The sequence below is a fragment of the Pontibacterium sp. genome, assembly GCF_041587635.1.
In the GTDB taxonomy this organism is placed as follows: Bacteria; Pseudomonadota; Gammaproteobacteria; order Pseudomonadales; family Balneatricaceae; genus Pontibacterium.
In genome coordinates, this window is sequence record NZ_JBFGYC010000115.1 from 1 (window position 1) to 8,788 (window position 8,788).

The window sequence follows — 8,788 nt, forward strand, 5'->3', positions numbered from 1 at the left end:
AATCGCCCAGCTATCACCTATCCATTCGTGAAAATTGATACGTCCTTCGGTTGTTTCAGCGGTAAAGTCAGGCGCGTCATCGCCTATTCGGAGTGACATAACTCACCTCCATTATTAGTTGATTCTGCCGTCACTCGGAGGGTGTTGTTTTGACACCCGTAAAGGACGGGCAGGTTATTCGGCCAGAAAGCGAAGCAATACAGGTAGACAAAAGACACTGGATTAGTCATGTCTTAGTCGCCTGCTTCCTGGGATAGATGACTGAATCAGTCATCTATCACTATAGGTCAGTTCCCCACAGTGATGAGGATTGTGTGTTGGCTGAGCAGTGCAACTCTCGGCGGATGTTGCACTGTATTCATGTGGTCGCAGGTCAAACCAGTGCGACTTTGATTCTGGGATGGGGTTAGTCGGGCTGGAGCTCACCAATATGGGTCGATACGGACTTTATACCGCTCCATGTTGGATAGTCAGCATCTTCCGCATCATCGATGGGCCCACCGGTACGGATCTTTGCAGATACCTCTTCGATAGGGAAGCTGATGACCACTGTGGCCTTCATCTCAGTATTGTTGGGTTTGCGGGCTTCTTTTGAGCGCCCTCGACTGAATTTCTCCAGCATCTGGTCCAGAGCGAACTGTTTGTGTTCAGGCTCTTCTACGACATTGCCTTTGCCATATAGCATCACGGACCGAAAGTTGGCCGAGTGATGAAATGCCGATTTGGCAAATACCAACCCATCCAGCAGTGTTACCGTAATGCAGGTCGTTTCACCTCGGATGATTGACTGAAATAGTCCATTTTTGCTGGAACCGTGAATATATAAGCGGTCACCAATACGCCAGTGAAAATTGGGCTGAACGGCCGCAGTACCATGCATGGTGGCCCCCAGATGGCAGACATATGCTTCATCTAGAATCGAGTAGATTGTTTCACGGTTATAACACGCTTTTTTGGGGCCTCGTCTTACGCGTGTTCTGTCTGTGATGTCGATGGGCTTCACTGCGTTCCTTCTCCTATGTCATGTTCAAGCTTGCGATGGGTCTAGATTAGAGGCTAAATTGGAGCCTGAAGAGATCCATTATCAGAAAGTTTACAGGCCCACTTTGAGCGATATTAAGTTTCCCACGGCATTGTTCTTACCATTCCATGAAGGTGATTCAGCATTGCCGCAGTACGCACGCCTGTTTCGTGCGTTTCAGCAAGCAATCATTGCGGGTCATCTACATCCCGGTACCAAGCTTCCCGCGAGTCGCCCGTTATGTTCTGAGCTGGGTATTTCACGCAACACGGTCAAAGCGGCATATGAAATGCTGCATTCAGAGGGTTATGTGGAAACCCGGCAAGGTGCGGGCAGTTTCGTCGCAGCAGACCTTCCAAAACTCACAGGGTCGAATCAGCCGTATTCAAAAAGAGCGATGCCACAGGCAAGCCCAAAGCTATCATCTTTAGCATGCCAACTGACGGATGTAAGAGCACCCAATCAAACACCTCAAGGTGCCTTGTTGTTACCTGCACAGCCGTGTATTGCGAGCTTCCCCTGGCATCAGTGGCAGCGCGCCGTCGCACGAGCGGGCAGACAGATGAAACACCAGCAAAATTCGGTAATGGGTAACTTATTATTAAGAGAGCAAATTGCTAGTTATCTGCGTGTAGTGCGGGGTGTGAAGTGTAATGCAGAGCAGGTCATGGTCTGTTCTGGTTCACAGCAAGCGATGTTTCTGGCATTGCGTTTGCTAGTGGATCAGGGTGAGCCGGTATTGACGGAGGATCCTTGTTATCAGGGGGTGGATGGCGCGGTGTTAGCTGCTGGAGCCGTGAAAATTCCCGCATCCGTCGATGAACAAGGTATCCGTTTGGAGGATGGCTTAGCGCAAGCGCCTGATGCGCGTGTTGTCATGGTGACTCCGTCACGCAACCATCCTCTTGGTTATACGCTCAGCCTGGAGCGGCGGCTACAGTTACTGCAATGGGCGCAGCAGAGCGGTAGCTGGCTGATTGAGGATGACTACGACAGTGAGTTTCGATTTGACCATCCTCCACTGACCTCGTTGCAAGGGCTGGGAGGTGAAGATGTCGTGGTCTACACCGGCACCTTCAGCCGGATCCTGCATCCTGGTATCCGCTTGGGGTACATGGTTGTACCTCAGCCTTTGCTTGAGATGGCTAAGCGCGCAAAAACGTATATGGAAGGTGGTAACTCTATCCTACCGCAGTTGGCATTGGCTGAGTTTATGGCTAATGGTCAGTTTGCCAGCCATGTTCGACGCATGCGTAAACTCTATCAGCAGCGGCGTAATTATCTTCATACGCTGGTAAAGGATAAGTTCGGCGACTATTTTGAGTTGATAGAAAGCGACGGAGGAATGCATTCGGTCTATCTTATTCCGCAACATTGGTGTGATAGCGATATTAGGAATCGTTGCGAGGAGCAAAGGTTAGGTATTCGAGACTTATCCCGCTATTTTACCGCCCAAACACCGATAAAGGGGCTGATTTTGGGGTTTGCCGGATATAACGAAGAACAGATTCTAACGGCGGTAAATAGGCTCAAAAAGATCATTGATGCATATACATAACTGACGTGTTCCTATTACGTTAGGATCAGATCAAATCTTTTTGCTATATACGGGACACGCATAGTTGTTGAACTGAGTTTAACTATGTAATGTCTCTCTAATAGCCTTTCAAAATGCAGTATGGAGGGGAAGATGAAGCGCTATCTGTCATCAGCTTTAATGGGAGCGGCGCTTGCCTGCTCTGCACAGGCCTCTGAAGAGGGCCCATATAACGTGCTCGTTGTCATGAGTTACGAGGAGCAAAACCCTTGGTGTAAAGAGATCAAAGCAGGTATTGAATCTGCTTTGGGTTCACATGCTGAAACGACCTATTTTTATATGGATACGAAGGTCGATCCGAAGAATGGCCTTACTAAAGCAAAGCAGGCTTATAACACCTATCAAAATTTACAACCGGACGGTGTTATCGCCGTTGATGATAATGCGCAATCGATGTTTATTGTTCCTTCTTTAAAGGACAAAGTCAGTACGCCAATTATGTTTGCGGGTGTTAATTCCAATGCGGATAAATACGGTTATCCAAACAGCCATATATCCGGGATATTGGAGCGGGCTCATGTTCACGAGTCGCTCGCATTCGCCAAGCAATTAATGCCGAAGATACAAAATACGTGTTTTCTAACGAACGATGTGCCCTCCGGAAGGGCGCTGCAAAGCCAGGTGATGGCGGAACAGAAGGATTATCCGGTTAAGGTGCATGATTTCTATCTTATTAAATCCACGACTGAATTAAGCAGTGTGAGTGATGAGATGGGGCAAGCGTGTGATGCCCTGTTTGTTGACAGCCTTGAGGGTATTGTTGATGAAAATAAAGAGCCGCTCGCGAATAGCGAAATATTGAAGCGGTTGGATGCGTCCTACGACGGTGCTCTGCTCGGCGGGAATAGATATCAGGTAGAGCAGGGTGCCTGGGCAGCAGTTGTGAAAACAGGGCAGGAGCAGGGTGAAACCTCGGCCGAGATGCTTCTGACAGCCATGCGCGGAAAGGATCTCGCAGAGATTCCAGTCGTTCAAAACACCAGAGGTGAGCGGGTTGTGAACGTGACTGCGCTTGATGAGCACCAAATTTCATTGAAACCTTTGGTGCTACGTGGGGCGACACTCGTCCGCCAGCAACCCTAAGCGGGTCAGTGATGACACGTCTATTTCCAAGCATTGCCAGCAAACTTATTTTGCTGGCCGTGCTTATTATTCTTTCTTTCACGGCGATCACATCCGTTACCGGGGTTAGCTTTTATCGAGTTGAAGCCCTGTTAACCCAGGTTGTAAACGATGAAGTCTCCGGTGTTATCTCTAACGCCCAGCTTGGGCGTCAAGTCTCTTCGCTTTTATCAGATATCGATAACCTAAGTCGTCAATGCAGTAGCTCAAACTTAAACATTGATGAAATCAACGTGGTGAGCAGCAATCTTGGTGTGCTGGCCGACCATCTGACTGATCCTGTATTAATGGATTCGTTTTCAGGATTTCGTATGTCCGCGGATACCCTGCTAAAACGATGCGTTATTCAGAATCAAGAGCTGCAAGCATTACGCGATATTGAGCAGAGCACCGAACGTAATTTGACACGTTTAGAGCATTTCATCGGCGAAACACTGATTCAACAAACTCTAACAGGGAAGACGACTGCGCATCTGGATCAGCTGATGGTGTTGGTTGCGGGTCTCAGGGAGAGTTTATTGTCGCTGAGTAAGCAGTTGGCTGAGCAGATTCTCTTTGAAATAGAGCAAAGTCCAAAAGGAAACGTTATTTCCCAAGTGGATGATATGGCTTTACGCCTGCAAACACTTACGGCTTCAACAGACGATATCGCTGTTGTGAGTGAAACGCTTAATCAAAACATTGTCGCATATAGAAACCGATTGCTCAGTTACATAACAACGCATGGACATCTAAATGATGCAGTCTCGGCGTTACATGATGCCGAACAAGCAGTGCTCACTGACATGGCGCGTTTGGATGCCGATACTTTCCGGCGCAGTGCGTTGGTGCGTTCTGATATAGAGAAGATTATTCAAAGCACACGTGCGCAGTTGGTGGTGTTATCCCTCGGTATTGCGTTAGTGACACTTGTACTGGTCATCCGCATAAATCGGCGCAGCATTCAAAAACCGCTTGATGATGTGTTGCAGCTTATTCAGGCAATTAAAGGAGGGCGCGGTGATGCGTCCGCACCCATTCGTTCAGATGAGTGGGGCATCATCCAATCACAGCTTTTGGAGATGTCTGATGAGCTTCAGAGTTCGTATCAGGAGGTCGTTACCAGTCGTGAGCGTCTTGAGATAGCGATGATGGGGGCAAATGATGGCCTCTGGGATTGGAACCTGGAGTCTGACGAGGTGTATTACTCTCCCCGTTGGAAGTCGATGTTGGGTTATGCTGATCACGAGCTTGAAAGCAAGCTTGATACTTGGGCGCATCTGGTCGATCAGGACCAGATGGAAACGGTTTTAATGAAAGTAGAGGAATATCTTGCAGCGCCCAGTGATTCAGCTTTCAGGGTTGAGTTTCGTATGCGGCACAAAGAAGGGTATTGGGTCGAGATTCTTTCGCGTGCGCAGTTAGCACGAGATGCGGAAGGGCGGGAATCTTCCCCGAGACGTTTGGTCGGAACACACGTTGATATTACCGCGCGTAAGCTTGCTGAGGATGTGCTCAAGCAGAGCGAACTGGAGCAACGCAGTTTGATCGCTGCATTACCGGATATCATCATGAGATTTGATATCAAAGGGCGACACCTGTTTATCTCTGAAAATATCAATGTGGTCACCGTACTGGAAGCTGAGCAATATATTGGCAAAACGCATCGGGAACTGGGTTTTGATGAGGGGCTTTGTCAGGAATTTGAATCTTCGATTGCGCATACGTTTTCTAAAGCCGAGCCGTACGAGACGGAAGTCCAAATGCGAGGGCCGGCGGGTGAGAAAGTCTTCAATCTTAAACTCACGCCCGACATGCCGGAGGATGGGGAGGTCCGCACTGTTCTTGCGGTAGCGCGCGATATCACTCTGCTGAAGAAACATCAGCAACAGTTAGAGCATATTGCACACTATGATGTGCTAACGGGGCTGCCGAACCGTATATTGCTCGCAGATCGTCTCCAGCAGGCTATGATGCTGAGTCTGCGGCGTGGTACCAAGTTAGGCATCGTTTATATCGATCTGGATGGCTTTAAAGAGGTTAATGATACCTACGGACACGATGTGGGAGATCGTCTTCTGCAAACGGTATCAAGTCGGATGCAAACGGCATTGAGGGACGGTGATACGCTGGCGCGGCTGGGTGGCGACGAGTTCGTTGCGGTGATTGGAGACCTGCAAACACATCAGAGTTGTGAGGAAATATTGCAGCGCATCTTGCATGAAGTTGGCAGGGATGTACGGGGAGAAAAGTATGTGACCCGGGTTGGCGCAAGCTTAGGTGTTACGTTCTATCCGCAAGATGAAGATATTGATGCTGATCAGCTTCTGCGTCAGGCTGATCAGGCTATGTACCAAGTGAAGCTGTCAGGAAAGAATCACTTCCATATATTTGATATGGCACAAGACCGCGCTTTACGCGGCAGCCATGAGATCATCGAGCGAATCAGAACTGGGCTGAGCAGAGACGAATTTGAGCTCTACTACCAGCCGAAAGTGAACATGAAAACGGGTGCTGTTGTAGGTGTCGAGGCGCTCATTCGATGGAATCATCCGGAATTAGGTCTGATGTGCCCCGATGATTTTCTCCCCGCCATCGGCGATCATCCCCTGAGTATTGAACTGGGCCATTGGGTGATCTGTCGTGCACTGGAGCAGGTAGCTAATTGGCAGGATGAGGGGCTGTTTTTGCCTGTCAGCGTGAATGTCAGTGCAACACTGCTACAGCATTCTGACTTTGTCCGTTCGTTGAAAGTTGCGTTGGATGCGTGGCCGCAAGTATCGCCCGATCAGGTTGAGCTGGAGATTCTGGAAACCGCAGCATTGGACGATATTCTTCACACCTCAATGACTCTGAATAGCTGCCTTGATCTGGGTGTCAGTGTTGCTATTGATGATTTTGGTACGGGCTATTCATCTCTGACGTATCTGAAGACATTGCCGTTATCGACACTAAAGATCGACCAAAGCTTTGTCCTGGGATTGATTGATAATCCAGATGATTTGGCCATTCTGGAAGGGATTATGGGGCTCGCGAAGGCGTTTCAATTAAAGGTTATTGCCGAAGGTGTGGAAAGTATCGATCATGGCCGCTTCCTGATGGATATCGGGTGCGAGCTGGCGCAAGGTTATGTTATTTCGAGACCGCTACTTGCCAATCAATTGCCGCAATGGGTACATCATTGGTGTTCCCCATTTCCTGGGTGTTCGAGCCTTTGCGAAACTGAAAGTTGATCGCTCTTGAGGTATGAGCGATCAGCGCCATGATATTAGAGATGCAGTGACATCTCGTGCCAGCTCAATCCTCCGTGGTCCGAGTTCGACGGTCCTAAGTCCTGATATCCAAACTTCTCATACATAAGGATCAGTTCTGTCTGACAAATCAGATAGATCTCGGTTTTGCCCATTGCTTTCATTCGAGCAATAAAGTCATCCATAAGTTTTGCCGCCATTCCCTGTCTCTGGTAATCAGGATGTATCACCACTGACATGATGACAATCTGCGTTCCTGCCGGGTCGTGACCAATCAGTTCTTTGAATTCTTCATCGGACAGTTCAACCTGATGGGTTGCGCCTGCATTGATAAAACCGATGATTTCCCGCTCGTTTTCCAGAACGGTAAATCCTTCGGGGTAGGTATTGATTCGTTTGAGAATCTTTTCTTTGCTTGCGGCTTCGTCTCCGGAATAGGACACGGTTTCTATTGCGAAACAGCGGTCCAAATCCCTTTCCTGAACGGGACGGATATTCAGAGTGGACATAGATTTTTTACCTGACGGACAATGTGAGTGCAGTCGCGGATGGTGCCGAAAAAAGGGTCGATGAATTGCTTCACCGACCCTTGTTATCGTGCACTGCCTAAGCGTTAGCCTTCTTCTGGCTCATAACCCAGGTTTGGTGCCAGCCAGCGTTCAGCCGCCGTCATTTCCATGCCTGTACGCTCTGCGTAGTTTTCAACCTGATCTTCACTGATCTTCGCTACGCCGAAGTACTGAGATTTTGGATGGCTAAAGTACCAGCCGCTGACCGATGCGGCGGGCAGCATTGCATAAGCGTCAGTCAGGGTGATGCCTGTGTTCGCTTCAGCATCCAGTAATTCCCACAGCAGACCTTTTTCGGTGTGTTCCGGGCATGCCGGGTAACCCGGTGCGGGGCGAATACCCTGATATTTTTCTTTGATCAGGTCTTCGTTTTCCAGCGCTTCGTCTACAGCATATCCCCAGATTTCACGACGTACTTTTGCATGCATCATTTCAGCGAAGGCTTCAGCGAAACGGTCTGCCAGTGCTTTAACCATGATGGAGTTGTAGTCATCGTGGTCGGCTTCGTACTGTGCGACCAGCTCGTCACAGCCGTGACCTGCCGTCACCGCAAATGCGCCGAAGTAATCCTGTTTTCCGCTGTCTTTCGGTGCAATGAAGTCCGTCAGACACATGTTGGCTTTACCCTCAACTTTCTCCATCTGCTGACGCAGGTGGTGCAGGGTGGTCAGAACCTCTGTGCGGCTTTCGTCGGTATAGAGTTCAATGTCATCGTCATTGATGCTGTTTGCCGGGAACACACCAACAACTGCACGAGCAGTTAGCAGCTTCTCGTCCACCAGCTTTTTCAGCATATCCTGTGCATCTTTAAAGAGCTTGGTTGCTTCTTCGCCGATGATGTCGTCTTCCAGAATGCGTGGGTAACGACCAGCCAGTTCCCATGAATGGAAAAACGGGGACCAGTCGATATACGGCAGCAACTCATCTAGCGCGACGCTGTCGAAAACCTGCAGTCCAAGCTGAGCCGGAACCGGAGGCGTGTATTCATTCCAGTCAATCTGGAATTTATTCTCACGAGCGGCTTCAAGCGTGACACGGCGTTTATCATTTGCACGTGCGGCATGACGTTCGCGCACTGCCTGATATTCTTCCTGTATCTCTTTGACATAGTTAGGCTTTTTGTCTTTAGAGAGTAAGGAGGACGCAACGTTGACTGCGCGGGATGCGTTGGTGACATGCACCACCTGGTCACGATGGAAGACCGGATCGATCTTCACCGCGGTATGTGCTTTAGACGTTGTTGCACCAC

6 protein-coding genes and 1 pseudogene are annotated in these 8,788 nt (G+C 49.2%); 3 read left to right on the forward strand and 4 right to left on the reverse strand.

Translation table 11 applies throughout. From position 1 onward, the window contains the following. Together ABYW01_RS07965 and ABYW01_RS07970 are read right to left on the reverse strand one after the other, a co-directional pair. A pseudogene (locus tag ABYW01_RS07965) lies at positions 1 to 99 on the reverse strand (peroxiredoxin); the annotation flags it as partial. 307 nt (positions 100 to 406) lie between these two features. Next, a complete protein-coding gene (locus tag ABYW01_RS07970; protein ID WP_372831942.1) occupies positions 407 to 1,003 on the reverse strand; it encodes a pyridoxamine 5'-phosphate oxidase family protein in 597 nt (198 codons plus the stop codon). 103 nt (positions 1,004 to 1,106) lie between these two features. On the opposite strand from ABYW01_RS07970, the gene ABYW01_RS07975 reads away from it, so the two are divergent. The 3 genes from ABYW01_RS07975 (at position 1,107) to ABYW01_RS07985 (ending at position 6,952) form a co-directional block, all read left to right on the forward strand. After that, positions 1,107 to 2,579: a PLP-dependent aminotransferase family protein gene (locus ABYW01_RS07975; protein ID WP_372831943.1), complete on the forward strand. Its 1,473-nt coding sequence runs from the start codon at positions 1,107 to 1,109 to the stop codon at positions 2,577 to 2,579. A gap of 132 nt (positions 2,580 to 2,711) precedes the next feature. Next, positions 2,712 to 3,701, forward strand: coding sequence for an ABC transporter substrate-binding protein (locus ABYW01_RS07980; protein ID WP_372831944.1), 990 nt, complete (start codon positions 2,712 to 2,714; stop codon positions 3,699 to 3,701). Positions 3,702 to 3,712: 11 nt separating this feature from the next. Beyond that, complete coding sequence (locus ABYW01_RS07985) at positions 3,713 to 6,952, forward strand: EAL domain-containing protein (protein WP_372831946.1); 3,240 nt, start codon at positions 3,713 to 3,715, stop codon at positions 6,950 to 6,952. A gap of 35 nt (positions 6,953 to 6,987) precedes the next feature. On the opposite strand, the gene ABYW01_RS07990 is transcribed toward ABYW01_RS07985, so the two are convergent. Both ABYW01_RS07990 and ABYW01_RS07995 read right to left on the reverse strand, forming a co-directional pair. Further along, complete coding sequence (locus ABYW01_RS07990; RefSeq protein ID WP_372831947.1) at positions 6,988 to 7,479, reverse strand: GNAT family N-acetyltransferase; 492 nt, start codon at positions 7,477 to 7,479, stop codon at positions 6,988 to 6,990. A gap of 104 nt (positions 7,480 to 7,583) precedes the next feature. Then, a partial coding sequence (locus tag ABYW01_RS07995) for a vitamin B12 dependent-methionine synthase activation domain-containing protein (RefSeq protein ID WP_372831948.1) occupies positions 7,584 to 8,788 on the reverse strand: 1,205 nt, incomplete at its 5' end.